The organism is Methylotenera sp. G11, from assembly GCF_000799735.1.
GTDB lineage: Bacteria > Pseudomonadota > Gammaproteobacteria > Burkholderiales > Methylophilaceae > Methylotenera.
Window position 1 is genome coordinate 513,536 of record NZ_JUHH01000001.1, and the last position, 19,751, is coordinate 533,286.

A 19,751-nucleotide genomic window follows, 5' to 3' on the forward strand; every position below is an offset into this window, starting at 1 on the left:
CAAATTAATCATCTTGGAAATCCTGATTTGGAAAAAAAACATCAGAAAAACCAAAATCTTTTAAATTACTGATTCGCATCGGGTACAGGATGCCATCAAGGTGGTCACATTCATGCTGCACCACGCGTGCATGAAAGTCACTGACTATCCGGTCTATCTTATTTCCGAACTGATCCAGCCCTGCATAATGCAATTTCTGGTAGCGCGGCACTATACCCCTCATTCCGGGAACTGACAAGCACCCTTCCCAGCCATCTTCCATCGTAGTGCCAATCGGGGTCAGTATCGGATTGATCAAAACGGTAAACGGCACAGCATCGGCATCAGGGTAACGCGGATTAACGGTGTTATCCGTTTCTCCCTGACCGAATATGACGACACGCTGACTGATGCCGATCTGCGGCGCAGCAATCCCTGCGCCGTTCATGTGCTTCATGGTATCTTGCATATCCTGGATCAGAGCATGCAGCTCAGCAGTATCAAACCTTTCAATTGGCCTGGCTTTTAAAAGCAGGCAAGGGTCGCCCATGCGTAAAACTTCTCTGATGGCCATATACAAACCTTGATTAAATGATTTTCCTTGCGCTACTTGGTATCAACCGGACAGTAGTGCTGCGTCATCAGCTGGCCGATAATGTTGCGCACGCGTACCAGGGTCTGGTTCAGGTTCAACACCACATCTTCATAATTGATAGCATGCAGGCTGTCGCCACGCCCTGCCGCATAATTGGCTACCGGGCATATCGCGGCATAGCTGATTCCCAGTTCACGCGCCAGTGCGGCTTCCGGCATGCCGGTCATTCCAACCATTGTTGCACCGTCACGCTCCAGGCGGTCGATTTCGGCAGCGGTTTCCAGCCTGGGCCCCTGGGTTGCTGCATAAACGCCGTAGTTGATGACTTCTTCATCAATTTCAGAGGCGGCCTGCGCTATCTTTGCGCGCAGCTTATTGCAATATGGTTCGGTAAAGTCGATATGCTTTACCGGGTTGCTGATGCCGTCATAGTAAGTGTTCTGCCTGCCATGCGTGTAGTCTATGATCTGGTGAGGCAAGGCAATCATGCCTGATGACAGTTCCTGATGTATGCCGCCGACTGTGGCAACGGCAGCAATCTCGGTCACGCCCTGTAAATGCAGCGCATAGATATTGGCGCGGTAATTGACTTCATGAGGCGGGATAGTATGACCGCTGCCATGGCGCGCAAGGAAAATGACCTCGCCGCCGCATATTTCACCGAAAATCAAAGGCTGAGAAGGCTCGCCGTAAGGTGTGCGTACAATGACACGTTTGTTAACCCGCAAATCTTCCAGTTCAGTTAAACCGGTACCGCCAATAATCGCCAGCATAATCACTTTCCAAAATATGTTTTTATTTCATTTTAACAAAGCTTGGCCGGATTCCTGAATAAATATTACATGTGGGTTTTAGTAGTCGCTGCCTGAATTTAAGCTGCAAAAACCCTTGTTGTTTATGGCATACTCTCGCCATGACGACAAATCATTCCGAAGCCCTACCTGAAGCAGCCCGCATTACGCGCCAAAGCCTGGATCATGCTGCCGGCCACTACGAGAATTTCCCGGTTGCTTCCGTTATTTTACCCAAGCATTTGCGTGCGCCGATTGCCCTGATATACAGTTTTGCACGGCAGGCTGATGATTTTGCGGATGAAGGTGATTTTACTGTTGAGCAGCGGTTAAGCGCATTGAACGGGTTTCGTGACGAGCTGGATCTGCTGCAGGCCTACATCAAGCCGCAAACCGCTTTTTTTGTGGCCTTGGGCGCAATGATCCGATCAAGAAAACTGCCATTCATACCCTTCTATGATCTGCTGGATGCATTCAGCCAGGATGTTTCTAAAATACGCTATCAGAACTATGAAGAAGTGCTGGACTACTGTTCACGTTCAGCCAATCCGATCGGCAGGCTGCTGCTACATCTTTATGGGGCAGCCACACCAAACAACATTGAATTGTCTGATAACATCTGCTCCGCATTGCAAATCATCAATTTTCTGCAGGATATCGCCATAGATTTCAAAAAGAACGACGGCAAGCAGCGTATTTACATGTGCCAGGATGAACTGTCCAGGTTCTATATTACAGAGCAGCAGATTGCGGCATATGTAAACGCATCTGTGCCTGTAGATAGCCGCTGGCAGCAATTTATGCGATTCAATCTGCAGCGTGTACATGCCCTGCTCATCGCCGGCAAGCCCCTGGGGCGGATACTGAAGGGCCGCATTGGTTTTGAAATGCGCATGATCATTGCCGGCGGCGAAAGGATCATCACTAAAATAAGCCGGGTCAATGGCGATGTTTTTAATCACAGGCCAACGCTGAACGGCCTGGATTGGCTGCTGATATTGACTAAAGCGCTATTGAAGATTTAACACCAACATAAAAATACTCAAGTACAGATTAATATGACGCCCAAGCAATATTGCCAACAGAAAGCTGCTGCCAGCGGCTCCAGTTTCTATTACAGCTTTATGTTTTTACCCAAGAAAAAACGTGAAGCCATCATCGCGCTCTACGCATTCTGCCGTGAGGTTGACGATGTTGTAGATGAATGCACAGAGCTGAAAGTCGCACAAGTGAAGCTTGCCTGGTGGAAAGAGGAAATACAGAACCTCTATAAAGGTAAGCCCATACACCCGGTGACTAAGGCCTTGCAGCCTTTTATTCACGAATTTAGCCTGAGTGAAGAACATTTCCTTGAAATTATCGACGGCATGGAAATGGATCTCAATTTCAACCGTTATGAAGACTTTAAACAATTACAGCTTTATTGTTATCGGGTAGCCAGTGTGGTCGGGATTCTATCGGCGCAGATATTCGGGTTCAACAACCGGAAAACACTTAAGTTTGCGCATGACCTCGGGCTTGCATTTCAGCTGACCAACATTATCAGGGACGTTGGTGAAGATGCCCGCAGGAACCGCATTTATATTCCGCTGGATGAGCTTGCCAGGTTTGGTGTAAGCGAAGAAGATATCCTGCGTAGCCGTGAATCCGGCGCGGTAAGACAGCTGCTGGAGTTTCAGGTTGAACGTGCCGAAAGCCATTACGACCGTGCATTGAATGAACTTCCGGAAGAAGACAGGAAAAACCAGCGCGTAGGTTTGATCATGGCCGCTATCTACCGCACCCTGCTGCGTGAAATTAAAGCGGATGGTGCCGAAAAAGTATTAAATTTCCGCACCTCATTAGGGTCGCTGCGCAAACTATCGCTGGCATTTAATACCTGGCTAAGAAACCTATAATAATTACAAGGTAAATCAACAATGCATAAATCCCATGTGGCTATTATAGGGGGTGGTTGTGCCGGCTTAAGCGCTGCAGCCACGCTGGTTGATCGCGGTTATGCGGTGACTGTGTTCGAGGCTGGCTCGCAGCTTGGCGGCCGGGCACGTACTGTCGCCGTTGAAGAAAGCAACGGCCTGCTGCACCTGCTGGACAACGGACAGCACATATTATTGGGAGCCTATCAGGAAACCCTGGCTTTGCTGAAAAAGGCGGGGGTCAGCAGGAAAAAAGCATTTTTGCGCGTTCCACTGCAAATCAATATGCAGTCAAACACCGCAAAATCCGTATTTTCACTCAAATCCTTTAATGTACTGCCAGCGCCGCTCAACCTGTTATTCGGGCTTTTATTCTGCAAGGGTATCAGCCTCAACGAACGTATGGCTGCATTGAGATTCATGCAGGGCCTTAAAAACACCCAATACCAGATTGCGCGTGACTTGCCCCTGGAACGCTTCTTGATCAACCAGCATCAATCAAAAAAGCTGATCAGTTTTCTGTGGGAGCCACTATGCCTTGCAGCATTGAACACCCCTATTGCAAAAGCCAGTACACGAATATTTTTGAATGTGCTGCGCGATACGTTTTCAGGTAATAAAAAAAATAGCGATTTCCTGTTGCCGCGTTTGGATTTATCGCAGGTTATTGCCGACCCTTTGTCGCATTATATTCAAGCCAAAGGCGGGATCGTAAAACTCAACCAGCGTGTGCGCGCGGTAATGCCGGAAAATAATGGCTTTACTATAGAAACGAGGCAGGAAAAATTACATTTCAGCCATGTGATTATTGCAGTATCCCCGGCGCGCGTCGAAAAACTGATCGAAACGTTGCCGAAACTGAATCATGCGACTGAGCAGACCCTGACTTATCAATACCAGCCCATCTACACCGTGTATTTCCAATACCCGCCAGGCACCAGATTACCAGAGGTCATTTCCGGCCTGAGCGGTTCTATTGGCCAATGGGTATTCGACAGAGGCCAGCTTTGCGGCCAGAACAATATCATTTCAGTCATTGTCAGTGCCGAGGGCAAACATCAGCAACTTACGCAGGATGAACTAGCACTGAGGGTTGCCAAAGAACTCAACCGCGCATTTCCAGCGTTAGCGAAACCCCTGTGGCATAAGGTGATTGCCGAGAAACGTGCTACTTTCTCATGTGAACCCAACCTGCCGCGTCCAACCAACAGGACACTGCAGCCGAATGTGTTCCTGGCAGGCGATTATACTTACCCGGACTACCCGGCCACCATTGAAGGCGCGGTTAGAAGCGGCATTCACTGCGCCAATTTGATAGCGAACATCTAGGCATCATTAACCCGTCAACCTGCTGCAAATGTAGCCTGCCTTGAATTAATGGTGAGGTGCTTGTGCTGCTGGCGGCGTATTGCGAGCTTTGATGTGGTTTTGATTTGCAATGGCCAGCTGCCCATTCATCATGGAATCCGCTTGCTTAAGCGCGGCATCCGGATCCAGGTTATTCTTTATCGCATTACTACGAATGGTGTTTTCGTAAGTTAATCTGGCATCTTCGTCCTGTGAGAAATATTCTTTTACCAGGTTGACCCCAAGCTCCATCAGTTGATGGCCACATTCATATACACTTTTAGTCGCTTCCATGCCTAGAAACCCACTTCCCAGGACGATCGCCCCATAGGCTGCGACCCCGTATGGACCTCCTGCCAGTAAAGGTTCGGCCGCGACAGCCACAGGTGTCGCAGTAGCAGCACCTCCAGCGAACGCACTGATTTCTTTAGCCAGTTTGTTGGCGGCATCCACGGGAACATCCCCTTTATCTACTTCATGTTTACCCGTTTCAGCCACATCAAACGCTACCGGAACCACACCTAACACCCCCAATGCAGCGCCCACCACCCTGGGAGAGGCTCGGCCTTTTTCCGCTAAGTAATCCAGCATCTCAACGAATGTTTTGACAACTGGACTTTTGACAAGGCTCAACGCCTCAGTAGTGTTGGCAAACAGGCCTGGTTCCCGAGGCTTAACCGTATATGTAGCGGATTTTAAGGTTTCTATTCGACTTGCATTACTTGCAGCAACTTCGGGGTTATAAATCCCATCCACTAATTCCCTAGCCAGGCGAAGCTCCAGCCTGTTTAAATCTGCATTTTCAGCAACATCGACACGCAGTCCATGGCGATTTAGCAAGCTTGCGACACTTTCAAGCTCTTGAGGGCTTGCAGGAGAACTTTCTGATGACCTGAAAAGAGAATCTACACTGACGAGATGTCCCGGTGAGGTGATATCGACATAATTCAGGTATCTTTGGTAAGGCTGCACAGCCAGCGGCTCATTGGTCACAGCTACTGCACCTGCAAACTTATCGCTGTGAGTGACCATATCAATTGCCGTTTTGAGCGCGTGAATTTTTTCCACGTCATTTTGCCCATTAAGCACAACTTCCAGATACCTAAACTTGCCCTCGCCGCCTATCTCGATTGACTGCACTCCTGCCCGGGCAAGATGCCTCTTAATATCATGCACATCACTGCTTGTATCGTCGGAAAACCTAAAGGAAAGACGTGCCACCCATTTACCTTCAGTCGCACGCAAATATTCATCAAGCAGCATTGAGTCCGAAGGCCGTATATGCTGATGGTTAAACCCGGTAGCCATAATTCTTGCATGATCAAGCGCATGGCCGCTCGGGCTATCAATCTCCACCAGGTAGTATAGATTACCCTGCCCATCCTTGACCAGATGAGGCTCAATGCCCAACAGCTTCATGATCTGCAAATCATGGGAAGAAGGCATGTCACCGTAAATCGGAGCGATGGCGACCTGCACGCCATTAAAATTTTCTTCTGTCCACCTCAGGTTATTGACACTATCTGCATATAAAAGGCTGTCGTGCGGATTATCGTGCTTGTTACGTGTGGCGCTAAAGTTTTCGGCCAAGGATGCCCCCCATCTTTTTATTGATTTTCTAACGGCTGAACCGGTTTTAAAGTTGATCTTGATTCATTTCTGACGGCACTGGAATTGATGATGACGATGCCTGATTTATTTAGGTCGCAGCTCATTCGCTATTGACCTGATTGCTTTTCTCTTGCGTATTATTATTGTCTGGCACATAAATAGAAAGCATGCTTGCAAAGCATTTCAGTGATTTTGCAAGCGACCTCGCATATCTGATATCTAAATTTCTATTACATCTGATAGGTCGTGGAGGATGTTTTGCTTGTGACCACAAAAAAATCAAGAACAGGCTTAAACCTGTGTCGGAAAATTAGATAGAAAAAAATCAAAAAAAGATGGGGCTTTAGAAAGCCCCGGTCCGACAATCAAGCGCAGGAATTTCAGAGATTAATCAAGGACAATAATAGGCTGGCTGTTTCAGCCATCACGCATACGGCTTAGGGCTTGTTCCAAACGCTCCACCCCGATCACCTCGATACCATCAATCGCCTGTTTTGGCTGATTGGCCTTAGGCACGATCGCTTTGCTAAAACCGAGTTTTGCTGCTTCCTTCAAGCGCACCAAACCGCCCTGCACCGGGCGCACTTCCCCGGCCAACCCGACCTCACCAAACACAATAAGTTTATTATCCAGTGGCTTGTTTTTTAAAGAAGAAACGATAGAAAACAGCACGGCAAGATCTACTGCAGGCTCACCAATTTTTACCCCACCCACCGCATTGATAAATACATCCTGATCAAAACAAGGGATACCGGCATGGCGGTGCAATACTGCGAGCAGCATGGCCAGGCGATTCTGCTCCAGGCCTACACACAAACGTTTGGGATTGGGTGCATGCGCTTCATCGACCAATGCCTGAATTTCAATCAGCAATGGTCGTGTCCCCTCTTGCGTAACGGTAATGCATGAACCTGCCACCTGCTCGCTATGATGTGACAAGAACAGAGCTGATGGATTGGTGACTTCGCGCAAGCCTTTTTCAGTCATGGCAAACACGCCCAGTTCATTCACCGCACCAAAGCGGTTTTTAAAAGCACGTATCAGGCGAAAACTGGAATTGGGGTCACCCTCAAAATACAGCACGGTATCTACAATATGTTCCAGCACACGCGGCCCTGCCAGCGAGCCTTCTTTGGTGACGTGGCCTACCAGAATGACGGCAATGCCCATTTGCTTGGCTAACCTGGTGAGCTGTGCCGAACACTCGCGTACTTGCGCCACCGAACCGGGGGCGGATTGCAATGCTTCGGAATAAACGGTCTGGATAGAATCAATCACGGCGATATCCGGCTTATGCGCCTGCAAGGTCGCCAGAATTTTTTCCAGATTGATTTCAGCGAGCAAATCAATCGGGCTGGCATCCAAGCCTAAGCGCTTGGCGCGCATGGCAATCTGCTGCGCAGACTCCTCACCGCTGACATAAATCGCTTTGCGCGGCTTCGGGTTAGTCATCGCACCGATATGGCATAAGGTCTGCAGTAACAATGTCGATTTGCCTATGCCTGGGTCGCCGCCTATCAGCACCACGCCACCGGCTACCAGGCCACCGCCCAGCACACGGTCAAACTCGCTCACGCCGGTTGGCTGGCGCGGCACTTCAGCGGCTTCTACATCTGCAAGTTTTTGCAAAAGGCTGCTTTGCGCAACCCCATCAAACTTGTTGGCATAACGATTGGTGGCGGCAGTCTCGGCAATGGTTTCAACCAGCGTATTCCAGGCCATGCAGCTTGGGCATTGCCCCTGCCATTTTGGCTCCTGCGCCCCGCATTCCGTGCATGTATAGATTGTTTTCGCTTTTGCCATCAGTCTGTCATTTTGATTGGTACGCGCGCAGCGACTGCACACAGCAACTCATAACCCACAGTATCCGCAGCTTCGGCCACGGCATCTACCGGAACCTGACGGCCCCATAATTCGACCGGGCTGCCAATATCAGCCTCGGGAATATCCGTTATATCACAAAACAGCATATCCATAGACACCCGTCCCAGTGTCCTGGTGACCTTGCCGGAAACCGCAATTGGCGCACCGTGGGGATGCTGGTCGCCGAGCAGCCCTGCATGCCTGGGGTAACCATCTGCATAACCGCAGGCAACGATGCCGATACGCGTTGCCTGCGTAGCCGTAAAGCGATTACCATAACCGATGCTTTCGCCGGCAGCGATGGTCTGTACGGCAATGATTTCGCTGCTTAGCTGCATCACCGGTTTCAGGCCGAATGCAGTTGCAGGCATGCCGCTTACCGTGCTGGCACCATACAGCATAATGCCCGGCCTGACCCAATCAGCCCTCAGGTAGGAATGTCGCAATATGGTCGCTGAATTCGCCAATGAAACCGGCAGGTTAGCGGGCAGCTCTTTAATGGTTTTTTCAAACACCTGCAAAGGTGCGGCAATGCCCGGCTCTTTATCGGCGGTAGCAAAATGTGTCATCAAGGTGATGCCGGCAACATTTTTACTAAGATTCAGGGCCTGGTATGCAGCAGCATAGGCATCCGGAGTGAAACCCAGGCGATTCATGCCGGAGTTCATCTTAAGATGCACATGCAGTGGCTTAGTGAGGCTGGCATTCAGCAGTATTTCGATCTGCATTTTGGAATGCACGACAACATCCAAACCAAGTTCAGCGGCTTTAGCCAGTTCTTCGGCGCGGAATACACCTTCCAGCAGCAGGATCGTCTGCTGGTATCCTGCCTCGCGCAGAATAACAGCTTCATTCACACCGAGCACGGCAAAACCATCTGCGGCATTCAGGCAACGCGCAACATTAAGCAGGCCATGACCATAACCATTGGCCTTAACCACCGCCATGATTTTTGAATGGGGTGCGTGCTGTTTTGCTACAGCCAGATTATGCTGTAATGCGCTGCGGGAAATGGTTGCTACGATTGGGCGCATGTTCAGGTCTAATACTCGTCGGCCATGTGTGCGGCACCTGCAAAATTCTCAAAGCGCGTATGTTGTCCCAGGAACGTCAAACGTACCCGGCCAATCGGACCGTTACGCTGTTTACCGATAATGATTTCTGCTGTGCCTTTGTCTGCGGAATCCGGGTTATAGACTTCATCACGGTAAATAAACAGGATGACGTCAGCATCCTGCTCAATCGCGCCGGATTCGCGCAAATCACTCATTACCGGCCGTTTATCCGGACGCTGCTCTACGCTTCGGTTAAGCTGCGACAGTGCAATGACCGGTACATCAAGCTCTTTAGCCAAAGCCTTGAGCGAACGTGAAATTTCTGAAATCTCGGTCGCGCGGTTTTCTCCCTGCCTGCCTGCTGGTGCAGACATCAGCTGCAGGTAGTCAACCACGATCAGACCAAGCTTTCCCGCCTGCCTGTGCAAACGGCGCGCCCTTGCCCGCACGTCAAAACTGCTCAGGCCAGAACCTTCGTCAATAAAAATCGGTGCCTCGTTCAGCCTGCCTAGTGCTGTCGTAAGCTTTTCCCAGTCTTCATCCTCAAGGCGGCCGGTGCGCATCCGGTGCTGATCCAGGCGGCCTACTGAGCCTATCATACGCATGGCCAGCTGCGTCCCCGGCATCTCCATGGAAAATACGGCAACCGGCAAGCCGCTGTCCAACGCCACGTTTTCGGCAATATTCAGCGAAAAAGCGGTTTTACCCATCGACGGACGACCTGCCACGATAATTAAATCGCCAGGCTGCAAGCCGGATGTCATTGAATCCAGGTCTGCGAAACCTGAAGAAATACCGGTCACATCTGATTGATTATCGCGCGAGAACAGCTGGTCAATGCGGTCTGCCACCTGCGGCAGCAATACTTTAATGTCGGTAAACCCTTCTGAACTTCTTTTTCCGCCTTCGGCGATCTGGAATATCTTGGCCTCAGCCTCATCCAGCAATTGCTGTGCATCACGGCCATTCGGCATGTAGGCGCTCTCGGCAATGCCGGAACCTACAGCGACCAGCTGGCGCATCACGAAACGCTCATGCACGATCTCCGCATAACGGCGTATATTGGCAGCTGTTGGCGTGTTTTGTGCCAATGCACCAAGATAGGCGATACCGCCCACACCGGAAAGTTCGGCTGAATTCTCCAAAGACTCTGCTACCGTCACAATATCGGCCGGCTTATTGTGTTCAATCAGCCGGGATATATGCTCGAATATTAACTTGTGGTCATGGCGATAGAATTCTTTTGCACTCAGAATATCAGCAATCTTATCAAGCGCTTCATTCTCAAGTAACAGGCCGCCAATAACGGATTGCTCGGCTTCAACCGAGTGAGGGGGGGTTTTTAATGCGTCTAGTTGTTCATCAGTCATAGCCCGAATTATACTCAATTCAAGCCCGGCCAATAATAAAAAAGGCTACCGAAGTAGCCTTTTTTTACTTTACTGAAATATCGAAAGATATTCTGTAATTATGCCTCAGCCACTACTGAAACATTGATGTTTACTACTACATCATGGTGCAGTGCAACTGAAACAGCGTGGTCGCCAACAGTTTTCAGCGGGCCGTTTGGCAGGCGGATAGCCGCTTTAACCACTTCATGACCTGCAGCAACCAAAGCTTCAGCGATGTCGCCATTGGTCACTGAGCCGAACAGGCGGCCGTCAACACCAGCTTTTTGTGTGACTGTCACAACAAAGCCATCCAATTTTTCGCCACGTGCCTGAGCAGCAGCCAGAATTGCAGCCTGTTGTTTTTCCAGCTCGGCACGGCGTGCAGCGAATTCAGCTTTGTTAGCTTCAGTAGCGCGCTTAGCTTTGCCTTGTGGAATCAAAAAGTTACGGCCGAAACCGTCTTTAACTTTAACTACGTCACCCAACCCGCCAAGGTTGCCAACTTTTTCTAATAAAATAACTTGCATCCTAATATCTCCTTAGCCTGGGTGTTTGTCAGTGTATGGTAACAATGCCAAGAAACGAGCGCGTTTAACCGCTGCTGTCAATTGACGCTGATAGCGTGCTTTAGTACCCGTCATACGTGCTGGGATGATTTTTGCATTTTCTGAGATGAAGTCTTTTAACAGATCTACATCTTTGTAATCTACTTCTTTAATGCCTTCTGCTGAAAAACGGCAGTAACGGCGGCGTTTATACATATCTCTTGCCATTTTAAACTCCTAAACTTTTTAGTTTATGCAGGCTATGCCTGCATACTTTTTATATCGTTAATGTGCATGACCAGTTGTGTGCTTTTAAGGCTGCGTCTGGCTAAAAAACCTAGCGCTACAATTTGCGCTCCAATCTTTAAACCTTGCAATGCTAAGTCTCCTAAAACAACCGCATTGATTTCACATTCCACTTTTCGCTTCATGCCAGCTTCTGTCTGTTCTGAAGCATGCCGCAAAACAACACTTAACAACGGTATACCTGCTGGTGTGTAGCGCAGCGGTTCAACTTGAACCACCTCGGCCTGAAGCACCAGCTTATTCAATTAAGCTGCTGCTGCCTCTGTAGGGGCAGCCGGGGCTGCGTCTTTTCTTAACGCATCTTTAGACTTCTCTTCCTTCATCATTGGTGAAGGCGCAGTCACAGCAGTTTTAGTAGCCATTGTCAGATGACGCAATACTGCATCATTGAACTTGAAGCCATGCTCCAGCTCTTCTAAAACGGTTTGGTTGCATTCGATATTCATCAACACGTAATGTGCTTTGTGAATTTTCTGGATTGGGTAAGCCAATTGGCGACGACCCCAGTCTTCCAGGCGGTGAATTGCACCGCCGTTGCTGGTGATCAGTGTGCGATAACGCTCGATCATCGCAGGCACTTGCTCGCTTTGGTCCGGATGGACGATAAACACTACTTCATAATGTCTCATAGACACTCCTTTTGGATAAAAGTCACCTGCTGCACGCAGTGTGACAAGGTAAAAAAAATACTTGCCGAACACATTGGTTCAAGCAAGCGCGGGATTATAGTCAAAAGAGCAGCACTAATCAAACAATATTTAATGAAATCAATTGTTTTGTTTGAAAATTTGTTAGCCACAGATAAACACAGATATAACCTAGAACCTAAAATCGTCATTCCGGCGGAGGCCGGAATCCAGTCAAGGCAAATGCAAAGCTGTGAAGAAATAGTTAACTGCACGTAATTTTTAACGTTTTTATCTGTGTGTATCTGTGGCTAATTATTTTTTAAATTCCTAATGCCCTAAACCACATCCGGCATTTCAGCCCCATAGAATTTGACCCTGAGTTTCTTGAGCTGGTCCCTGAAGTCAGCCGCTTTTTCAAATTCCAGATTCTTGGCGGCATCATGCATAGCTTTTTCCAACCGCTTCATTTCCTTGGTCATCTGTTTTTCACTCAAGGATTCGTAACTCGCCTGCTCTTGTGCGGCTTTGCGCTCACGCTGCGCTTCATCTTTATCGTAAACGCCATCAATAATATCCTTGATGCGCTTGCTCACGCCTTTAGGGGTGATGCCATGCGCTTCGTTAAAGGCTTTTTGCACCCCTCTCCTGCGTTCGGTTTCGTCCATTGCCAGCTTCATGCTGCGCGTAATTTTATTGGCATAAAAAATGACCTGCCCATTCAGGTTCCGTGCGGCACGGCCTGCGGTCTGTATCAGGCTGCGCTCGGATCGCAGGAAGCCTTCTTTGTCTGCATCCAGTACCGCTACCAGTGAAACCTCCGGAATATCCAGGCCTTCGCGCAGCAGGTTAATGCCAACCAGCACGTCAAACTCGCCCAGACGCAGGTCGCGGATGATTTCCACACGCTCCACCGTGTCAATATCGCTATGCAGATAGCGAGTTTTGACACCATGCTCGCTCAGGTAATCAGTCAGGTCTTCCGCCATGCGTTTAGTCAGGGTGGTTGCCAGCACACGCTCGCCCACTTTCACGCGCTGCTTGATCTCGCCCAAGAGATCATCCACTTGCGTATCGGCAGGCTTCACCACGATTTCCGGGTCGATCAAGCCTGTTGGTCGCGCAATCATTTCTACAACCTGCTGCTGATGCTCTTTTTCATAATCAGCCGGTGTGGCTGAAATAAACACGCACTGCCGCATCACGCGTTCAAACTCTTCAAACTTGAGCGGACGGTTATCCATCGCGGATGGCAGTCGCCAGCCATAATCCACCAGATTCTCTTTTCGGGCACGGTCACCTTTATACATACCGCCAATCTGCGGTACCGTGACGTGACTTTCGTCGATAATCAGCAAGGCGTTATCCGGCAGATAATCCATCAGGGTCGGCGGCGGATCACCTGGTCTCGCGCCCGTCAGGTGACGGCTATAGTTCTCAATGCCTTTACAGAAGCCGATTTCATTGAGCATCTCCAGGTCAAAGCGCGTGCGCTGTTCGATACGCTGCGCTTCGACCAGTTTGTTTTCCTTGATATAGAAATTGACGCGGTCACGGAGTTCTTCCTTAATGGTCTCCATAGCGCGAATCGTGGCTTCGCGTGCGGTCACATAATGGCTTGAAGGGAATATCCTGAAATTGTGAATCTTGTTGAAAATTTGCCCGGTAAGCGGGTCAAATAGCTGAATACCATCAATTTCGTCATCAAACAGGCTGATGCGCACGGCAGTTTCGCTATTTTCGGATGGAAATACATCGATCACATCGCCGCGCACACGAAATGCGCCGCGGTCGAAATCAAAGTCATTGCGGTCATACTGCATGCGGATAAGGTGATCCACAATGTCGCGCTGGCTGATCTTTTGGCCCAGATGGATATGCAGCACCATGCCATGATATTCACTTGGGTCGCCAATACCGTAAATGGCTGAAACCGTGGCGACGACAATGCAGTCTTCCCGTTCCAGCATCGCCTTGGTTGCAGATAAGCGCATCTGTTCGATATGGTCATTGATGCTGGAATCTTTCTCGATGAACAGGTCACGTGACGGCACATAAGCTTCAGGCTGGTAGTAATCGTAATAACTTACGAAATACTCAACCGAGTTATTGGGAAAAAACTCCCTGAACTCGCTATATAACTGCGCAGCCAGTGTTTTATTGGGTGCCATTACGATAGCCGGGCGACCAGTGCGCGCAATCACGTTTGCCATCGTAAATGTTTTGCCGGAACCGGTTACGCCCAGCAGGGTCTGGAATTTCAGATCGTCATTGACGCCCTGCGTGAGCTTTTCAATGGCTTGCGGCTGATCTCCCGCCGGTGGAAAAGGCTGATTAAGCTGATATTTGCTATTTGGAAAAGTAACGATCACGTGATGTTTTTTTAAAAAATTAACAATAAATTTTACCAGCAAAGCACACAAAACACTTTATTTTTAAATCTTTGATTTAACTGCTTAAATATCAAGCAGAACTTTGAATGATATATCAGGTCTTTTGCTTAAAGATTCAAGCTTTCAGGTTTTGCCGGCCATCCATATTCAAAACATGCTGCAACCCTGAATGATAAAAAAATCAACATGACCCTGGAGATTCAATATGCGCGGATTTATTTTGCTATTACTCATGCTCAGTTATTTACAGCCGGCGCTGGCATTTGATCAGCAAAAAATACTGGCGTCACTTCAGTCTGTGGTCATGATACGCGGCTATAACGACAAAGGCGGCGTTTCATATGGTTCGGGCGTAGTCGTCAGCAATAATAAAGTGATTACCAATTGCCATATATTCCGCAGCACCAAGCAGCCGTGGATATCACGCGGTGAAGACACTTACACCATTGCATCGGTCCAGGCTGACCGCTGGCATGACCTGTGCCTCGTGTCTACATCAGATCTGCCGCTAAAGCCTGCGCCAATAGGCAGGGGCAATGAAATCAAAAGAGGCCAGGAAGTGCTTGCAATCGGCCATTCAAATGGCGTGCCCAACGCACTGACTTCAGCCGGTGCGGTTAAAACCACTTACGACTTTGAAGGTGGCCGCGTCATCAGGAGCAGCGCCAAGTTCCTGATGGGTGCCAGCGGCAGCGGCATTTTTGACCTGGAAGGCAATCTGCTGGGCATCAACACATTCAAAACCCCGGGCCGCCCAGCCTATTTCTACTCACTGCCAATTGAGTGGTTGGCTGATCTGGAGAAAATGCCGGTTGAAACCACATTTCCAATTACCGGCAAAGCATTCTGGGAAGAAGAAGATAGCAACAAGCCTTTTTTCATGCAGATTGCCATTCCGGAACTCAACGGCGATTGGCCTAAACTTGCACAGGTGGCTGAAAAATGGCTGGCTATCGACCCCAAAAATTCAGATGCCTGGTACGAACTGGGCTTTGCCAGCGAGAATTTAAGCAAAACCAGTGAAGCCAAAAAGGCATATGAACAATCGGTCGCTTTAGATCCCGGTAACTCGGACTCCCTGATGCGGTTGGGTGTGCTGGCGCAGTCCGCCGGCGATAAAGAAGGTGTACGCAACATCAATCTTGCGCTCACGCATATTGATAAAGCGCTGGCGGCAGAATTCAATGCCTTGATTGGTTGCGGCAGCGAATGCTAAGGCCGCATGGAGCAAGTGCCGGCACGTGAAGGTTCGTGACGCATGGCACTTGTAGCCGGGTTGAGAGCGGCATGCAGCCTTAATGGCTATGCTTTACACACCCTGCAACTTAATGTCAGCCGGCAACTGACATTCCGGCCTTCTTGCATAGATACTTCCCTGCTTGATTCAGTAAAAAAATCCTGTGACATTCATCAGGATTTTTTTATTTATGTAATATGGAGTTTAGCGGGTTGTTTGTTATTCCTATTCGTGGTTTTTATGCGTAAAATGGCGGATATTCAACCATTTGCATATAAATTGTTTTAAGGAAGCATATTTTGGCAACGTCATCATCAGCCGCTCAAGGCCAGGCAAACCCTTCTTCAGTATTATCGCTACGCGTTCAGTCAATAAAAGAATCCCCCACCCTCGCCATTACCGCCAAAGCAGGAAAATACAAAGCCGAAGGCCGTGACATCATTGGCCTTGCAGCTGGCGAACCTGATTTTGACACGCCACAGCATATTAAAGATGCTGCCAAAGCCGCTATTGATGCGGGTTTTACTAAATACACCCCTGTATCAGGCATCCCGGGCCTCAAAAAAGCGATCGTTGCCAAATTCAAGAATGAAAATGGTTTTGACTATGCATTAAACGAAGTGATTGTAGGTGTAGGCGGCAAACAAACCATTTTCAATCTTTGCCTGGCAATCCTGAACAAAGGGGATGAAGTGATCGTGCCGGCACCTTACTGGGTGTCCTATGCAGATATTGCGCTGGTTGCAGAGGCGACGCCGGTGATTGTTGAGTGCGGTATTGAACAAGGCTTCAAGTTGACACCGCAGCAGCTGGAAGCGGCAATCACCCCAAAAACAAAACTGTTCATGATCAATTCACCGTCCAATCCTACCGGATCTGTATATACACTGGATGAGCTGAAAGCCCTGGGCGAAGTGCTGCTGAAACACCCACACGTGTTTGTAGCAACCGATGACATGTACGAGCACGTTAACCTCACAGGCAACAAATTCTACAACATCCTGAATGCAGCACCTGCGTTGAAAGACCGCTGCATCGTGCTGAATGGCGTATCAAAAGCCTACTCCATGACCGGCTGGCGCATCGGCTATGCTGCAGGCCCTGCCTACATCATCAAGGCGATGGAGATTTTGCAATCCCAATCTACCAGTAACCCGACTTCCATTTCACAAGTGGCCGCACAAGCCGCGCTTGAAGGTCCGCAGGAATGCATCGTGCCTATGGTGACCGCGTTCCGTGAGCGCCATCAGTATGTGGTTGACCGTTTCAACACCATGCCTGGCTTAAGCTGCCTGATGGCTGGCGGTGCGTTCTATGCATTTCCGGATGCGCGCGGCGCGATTGACACGCTGTTCAAGGCAGGCAAAATCAGTGCTGCTACCGACATGGCGCTGGCTGAATACCTGCTTGAAAAGTTTGATGTTGCAGTAGTGCCGGGTTCTGCGTTTGGTGCCGAGGGCTATTTCCGCATTTCATTTGCAACTTCAATGGATAACCTGCGTAACGCACTTGACCGTATCGAACGCGCACTTAAATAAGCACGAAATAAACGGCTGGCACGTCCAGTCGATATAGCAAGGCCTGTTTTCAGCGATCAATCGCTTTGAAACAGGCCTTTTATTTTATCTACCGCCCCGCCCGCCTTAACTCCCAGACTCGTTCCCACGCCAGGCCCCAGGATTGCAGTACCCGCAACAGCGCCTGCCATTGCAGCTTTTGTAGGAAACACCGTCGGCTTGTCAACCGTGCCGGAAACCTGCAAGGGGATGGCTGCCAGGCTAACGCCTTTTTTCAGCTCAACTTCCACGACACCATCAAGCTCCTGATTCGTTTTGACTTTTACCTGGCCAGAAGCCGCCAGCAAGCCTGAGCGTATTTTAATGTCGTGCAAGGTATACTGCTTGCCCTTTGCATCCAGAACCCCCGAGAGTTCATCAAACTGCGTTTGACCACCATTGCTCTGCTTGGTAAGCAAACTGGCCAGTTTCACCAGGTCCAGGCCATTCAGCACCCCTTCTTTCACATTGAACCTGAAATGGGCATTGAGATTATCCCGCAATCCAGAAGCGTCTTTTGCCACGCCGGAGAAACTACCGTCGCCTGATAAGTGACCGCTTAAATAAACCGATCTGCTAATGAGGCTGCTGGGTTCTTTCACAGACAGGCCATTCACTTGCAGCTTGCCTGACGCATGCCAGCCTTTCACCCATGACAGTTTCGCGTTACCGGTTAACTTTCCGTTGTAGAGCGCAAGGTCGATCCTGGGAATATCAAGCTGGCTGTCTTTCAGGTACAACTCAAGCGCTGCTTGATTAACCAGCAGCGGCACCCCTGCCGGCAGCGTCCAGTTTGCGGCATTAACCAGTATTGAGTACCCTGCATCTTTGGGGGTTACGTCAGCGCTTAAAACACCGTCTACCGCTTCCAGCTTTAAGGACTCAAGACTGTTGGCGCCAGTCAGGTGCACATCCATATTAAAAGCCGGCAGCTTGATGTCCGGCCAGCTGAGCTGCAATTGATCTATTGTTATCCGTTTAACATTGACAGCATCAGGCCCGGCATTGGCATCGGCATGATTTTCAGGCAGTGCTGAAATGATGTCCAAAGCCGCTTTTTTAATGACCGGCTTGGTGATTCTGATCTCTATGGTTTTAGTTTCAGAAAATAAGGATCCCAGAGACGGAATGATGGAAATCTCACCCACCCTCAGTTCCTGCTGTTCGCCTACAGATATCTCCTCGGCTACGATGCGCGGCGTGGGCAGCAACAGCAGCCTCCCTGAAGTTATGGTGACAGGTGCGCCTATCTTTTCGCTGGCGATGTGCTGCGCCTGATCCAGGTAGGACCGCACGGAAATGAAAAAAGGTATAACAATCAATATGCTAATTACTGAGACAAATCCTATTAAGTATTTTTTAGTTTTTTTCATTAAATTTATCCAAAAATTTGTCTACTAATGATTGACCAAACCCCGCCGTGTCAGTATTATAGCGCCTTCACCGATTCCTCAATAGCTCAGTCGGTAGAGCGCCGGACTGTTAATCCGTAGGTCCCTGGTTCGAGCCCAGGTTGAGGAGCCAAATACTTAAGCCCTGTATTGATACAGGGCTTATCTTCGAGTGATACTTAAATATTTAGAATTATCGACGATTCCTCAATAGCTCAGTCGGTAGAGCGCCGGACTGTTAATCCGTAGGTCCCTGGTTCGAGCCCAGGTTGAGGAGCCAGATTCAGAAAAAGCCCTGATATTTTCAGGGCTTTTTTATTTCCGCCGCCAGCCCAATGCCTTGTTGTCCGCCTGCATCAGGCCCCTGCCAATTCGCACAGTACTGCTGCCAGATGTTAAGTTAAGTAAAAATCCCACGCATTTCAAATATTGCCAAGTACAATATTGCTCAGCACATTTTAAATATATTCTTAAACAAGTACCGTAAAAATTTAACGATTGCCAGCTTATTCAGCTGCCATAAAAAATTAACGCTACACAAACATTAATAATATTCAAAGAGGCAAACCATGTCCTGGAAAAACACAAATCTACGTTACGGCACCCTATCTATAGCGCTGCATTGGCTAATGTTCCTGTTAATGGTTGCTGTTTATGCAACCATCGAACTGCGTGAACTTTTTCCCAAGGGCAGCGACCCGCGCGAAACCATGAAAGCCCTGCATTTCATGCTGGGCTTGAGTGTGCTGCTGCTGGTTGCATTACGTATATACGCAAGGGTTACTTCCCCCACCCCCATCATTACTCCGGAGCTGACACCGGCACAGCACCTGGTAGCCAAAATCGGGCACCTTGCGCTTTATGGCCTGATGATCGCGATGCCGGTACTTGGCTGGCTGATATTGAGCGCCGCTGCAAAACCGATTCCGTTTTTTGGCCTTGAGCTGCCTGCCCTGATCGGTGAAAACAAAGCGCTTGCAAAATCCCTGAAAGAAATTCACGAAACGATCGGCGTTTTAGGCTATTACCTCGTAGCGGCACATGTGCTGGCGGCTCTGTATCACCATCACATCAAAAAAGATAATACCCTGACGAGAATATTGCCCCTTAAAAAATAAAGCCGCGTCGCGGGTTCATGCATCAATGTTT

General features: G+C 49.1%; 19 protein-coding genes and 2 tRNA genes. 9 read left to right on the forward strand and 12 right to left on the reverse strand.

What is annotated here, in order from left to right:
- Positions 1-4 precede the first annotated feature (4 nt).
- Both def and GQ51_RS02425 read right to left on the reverse strand, forming a co-directional pair.
- Positions 5-553 carry a peptide deformylase gene (def, locus tag GQ51_RS02420; RefSeq protein ID WP_047549362.1) on the reverse strand — a complete coding sequence of 183 codons (549 nt, stop codon included), beginning with the start codon at positions 551-553 and terminating at the stop codon, positions 5-7.
- Positions 554-585: 32 nt separating this feature from the next.
- Positions 586-1,347, reverse strand: a complete 762-nt coding sequence (locus GQ51_RS02425) for an S-methyl-5'-thioinosine phosphorylase (RefSeq protein WP_047549366.1) — start codon at positions 1,345-1,347, stop codon at positions 586-588.
- Between the two features lie 140 nt (positions 1,348-1,487).
- Between GQ51_RS02425 and hpnC the strand changes: the two genes are divergently transcribed.
- The 3 genes from hpnC to hpnE are packed head-to-tail and all read left to right on the forward strand — an operon-like array spanning position 1,488 to position 4,610.
- The gene (gene hpnC, locus GQ51_RS02430) at positions 1,488-2,390 is read left to right on the forward strand and encodes a squalene synthase HpnC (protein ID WP_047549369.1); all 903 of its coding nucleotides are present in this window, start codon (positions 1,488-1,490) and stop codon (positions 2,388-2,390) included.
- A 33-nt stretch (positions 2,391-2,423) separates the two neighbouring features.
- Positions 2,424-3,263: a presqualene diphosphate synthase HpnD gene (gene hpnD, locus GQ51_RS02435; protein ID WP_047549371.1), complete on the forward strand. Its 840-nt coding sequence runs from the start codon at positions 2,424-2,426 to the stop codon at positions 3,261-3,263.
- 21 nt (positions 3,264-3,284) lie between these two features.
- Positions 3,285-4,610: a hydroxysqualene dehydroxylase HpnE gene (hpnE, locus tag GQ51_RS02440; protein ID WP_047549374.1), complete on the forward strand. Its 1,326-nt coding sequence runs from the start codon at positions 3,285-3,287 to the stop codon at positions 4,608-4,610.
- 45 nt (positions 4,611-4,655) lie between these two features.
- Here the strand turns inward: hpnE and GQ51_RS02445 are convergent, their stop codons facing one another.
- From GQ51_RS02445 to uvrB, 9 genes are all read right to left on the reverse strand, one after another.
- On the reverse strand, positions 4,656-6,218 hold the full coding sequence (locus GQ51_RS02445; RefSeq protein WP_047549377.1) for a hypothetical protein: 1,563 nt from the start codon (positions 6,216-6,218) through the stop codon (positions 4,656-4,658).
- Positions 6,219-6,656: 438 nt separating this feature from the next.
- Positions 6,657-8,042, reverse strand: coding sequence for a DNA repair protein RadA (radA, locus tag GQ51_RS02450; protein ID WP_047549380.1), 1,386 nt, complete (start codon positions 8,040-8,042; stop codon positions 6,657-6,659).
- The gene (alr, locus tag GQ51_RS02455; protein WP_047549383.1) at positions 8,042-9,136 is read right to left on the reverse strand and encodes an alanine racemase; all 1,095 of its coding nucleotides are present in this window, start codon (positions 9,134-9,136) and stop codon (positions 8,042-8,044) included. Before alr ends, radA begins: the two co-directional genes overlap by 1 nt.
- 8 nt (positions 9,137-9,144) lie before the next feature.
- Positions 9,145-10,527, reverse strand: a complete 1,383-nt coding sequence (gene dnaB, locus GQ51_RS02460) for a replicative DNA helicase (protein ID WP_047549386.1) — start codon at positions 10,525-10,527, stop codon at positions 9,145-9,147.
- A gap of 98 nt (positions 10,528-10,625) precedes the next feature.
- A complete protein-coding gene (gene rplI / locus GQ51_RS02465) occupies positions 10,626-11,075 on the reverse strand; it encodes a 50S ribosomal protein L9 (RefSeq protein WP_047549388.1) in 450 nt (149 codons plus the stop codon).
- A 12-nt stretch (positions 11,076-11,087) separates the two neighbouring features.
- Complete coding sequence (gene rpsR, locus GQ51_RS02470) at positions 11,088-11,321, reverse strand: 30S ribosomal protein S18 (RefSeq protein WP_047549390.1); 234 nt, start codon at positions 11,319-11,321, stop codon at positions 11,088-11,090.
- A gap of 32 nt (positions 11,322-11,353) precedes the next feature.
- The gene (gene priB / locus GQ51_RS02475; RefSeq protein WP_047549392.1) at positions 11,354-11,644 is read right to left on the reverse strand and encodes a primosomal replication protein N; all 291 of its coding nucleotides are present in this window, start codon (positions 11,642-11,644) and stop codon (positions 11,354-11,356) included.
- Complete coding sequence (rpsF, locus tag GQ51_RS02480) at positions 11,645-12,028, reverse strand: 30S ribosomal protein S6 (protein ID WP_047549394.1); 384 nt, start codon at positions 12,026-12,028, stop codon at positions 11,645-11,647.
- 335 nt (positions 12,029-12,363) lie between these two features.
- On the reverse strand, positions 12,364-14,397 hold the full coding sequence (gene uvrB / locus GQ51_RS02490; RefSeq protein WP_047553617.1) for an excinuclease ABC subunit UvrB: 2,034 nt from the start codon (positions 14,395-14,397) through the stop codon (positions 12,364-12,366).
- Between the two features lie 226 nt (positions 14,398-14,623).
- On the opposite strand from uvrB, the gene GQ51_RS02495 reads away from it, so the two are divergent.
- The 3 genes from GQ51_RS02495 to GQ51_RS02500 are packed head-to-tail and all read left to right on the forward strand — an operon-like array spanning position 14,624 to position 17,193.
- Entirely contained in the window at positions 14,624-15,634 is a 1,011-nt protein-coding gene (locus GQ51_RS02495) for a S1 family peptidase (protein WP_047549400.1), read from the forward strand.
- 42 nt (positions 15,635-15,676) lie between these two features.
- A complete protein-coding gene (locus GQ51_RS12400; protein ID WP_152604103.1) occupies positions 15,677-15,943 on the forward strand; it encodes a hypothetical protein in 267 nt (88 codons plus the stop codon).
- Positions 15,944-15,954: 11 nt separating this feature from the next.
- Positions 15,955-17,193 carry a pyridoxal phosphate-dependent aminotransferase gene (locus GQ51_RS02500; RefSeq protein ID WP_047549403.1) on the forward strand — a complete coding sequence of 413 codons (1,239 nt, stop codon included), beginning with the start codon at positions 15,955-15,957 and terminating at the stop codon, positions 17,191-17,193.
- Between the two features lie 56 nt (positions 17,194-17,249).
- Here GQ51_RS02500 and GQ51_RS02505 read toward each other — a convergent pair whose 3' ends face one another.
- Positions 17,250-18,533 (reverse strand): AsmA family protein, encoded by a 1,284-nt coding sequence (locus GQ51_RS02505; RefSeq protein WP_235276146.1) that lies wholly within the window; start codon positions 18,531-18,533, stop codon positions 17,250-17,252.
- A gap of 126 nt (positions 18,534-18,659) precedes the next feature.
- On the opposite strand from GQ51_RS02505, the gene GQ51_RS02510 reads away from it, so the two are divergent.
- From GQ51_RS02510 to GQ51_RS02520, 3 genes are all read left to right on the forward strand, one after another.
- Positions 18,660-18,735 (forward strand) — tRNA-Asn (locus tag GQ51_RS02510).
- A 71-nt stretch (positions 18,736-18,806) separates the two neighbouring features.
- Positions 18,807-18,882, forward strand: a tRNA-Asn gene (locus GQ51_RS02515).
- A gap of 289 nt (positions 18,883-19,171) precedes the next feature.
- Positions 19,172-19,720 carry a cytochrome b gene (locus tag GQ51_RS02520; RefSeq protein ID WP_047549409.1) on the forward strand — a complete coding sequence of 183 codons (549 nt, stop codon included), beginning with the start codon at positions 19,172-19,174 and terminating at the stop codon, positions 19,718-19,720.
- Positions 19,721-19,751 lie beyond the last annotated feature (31 nt).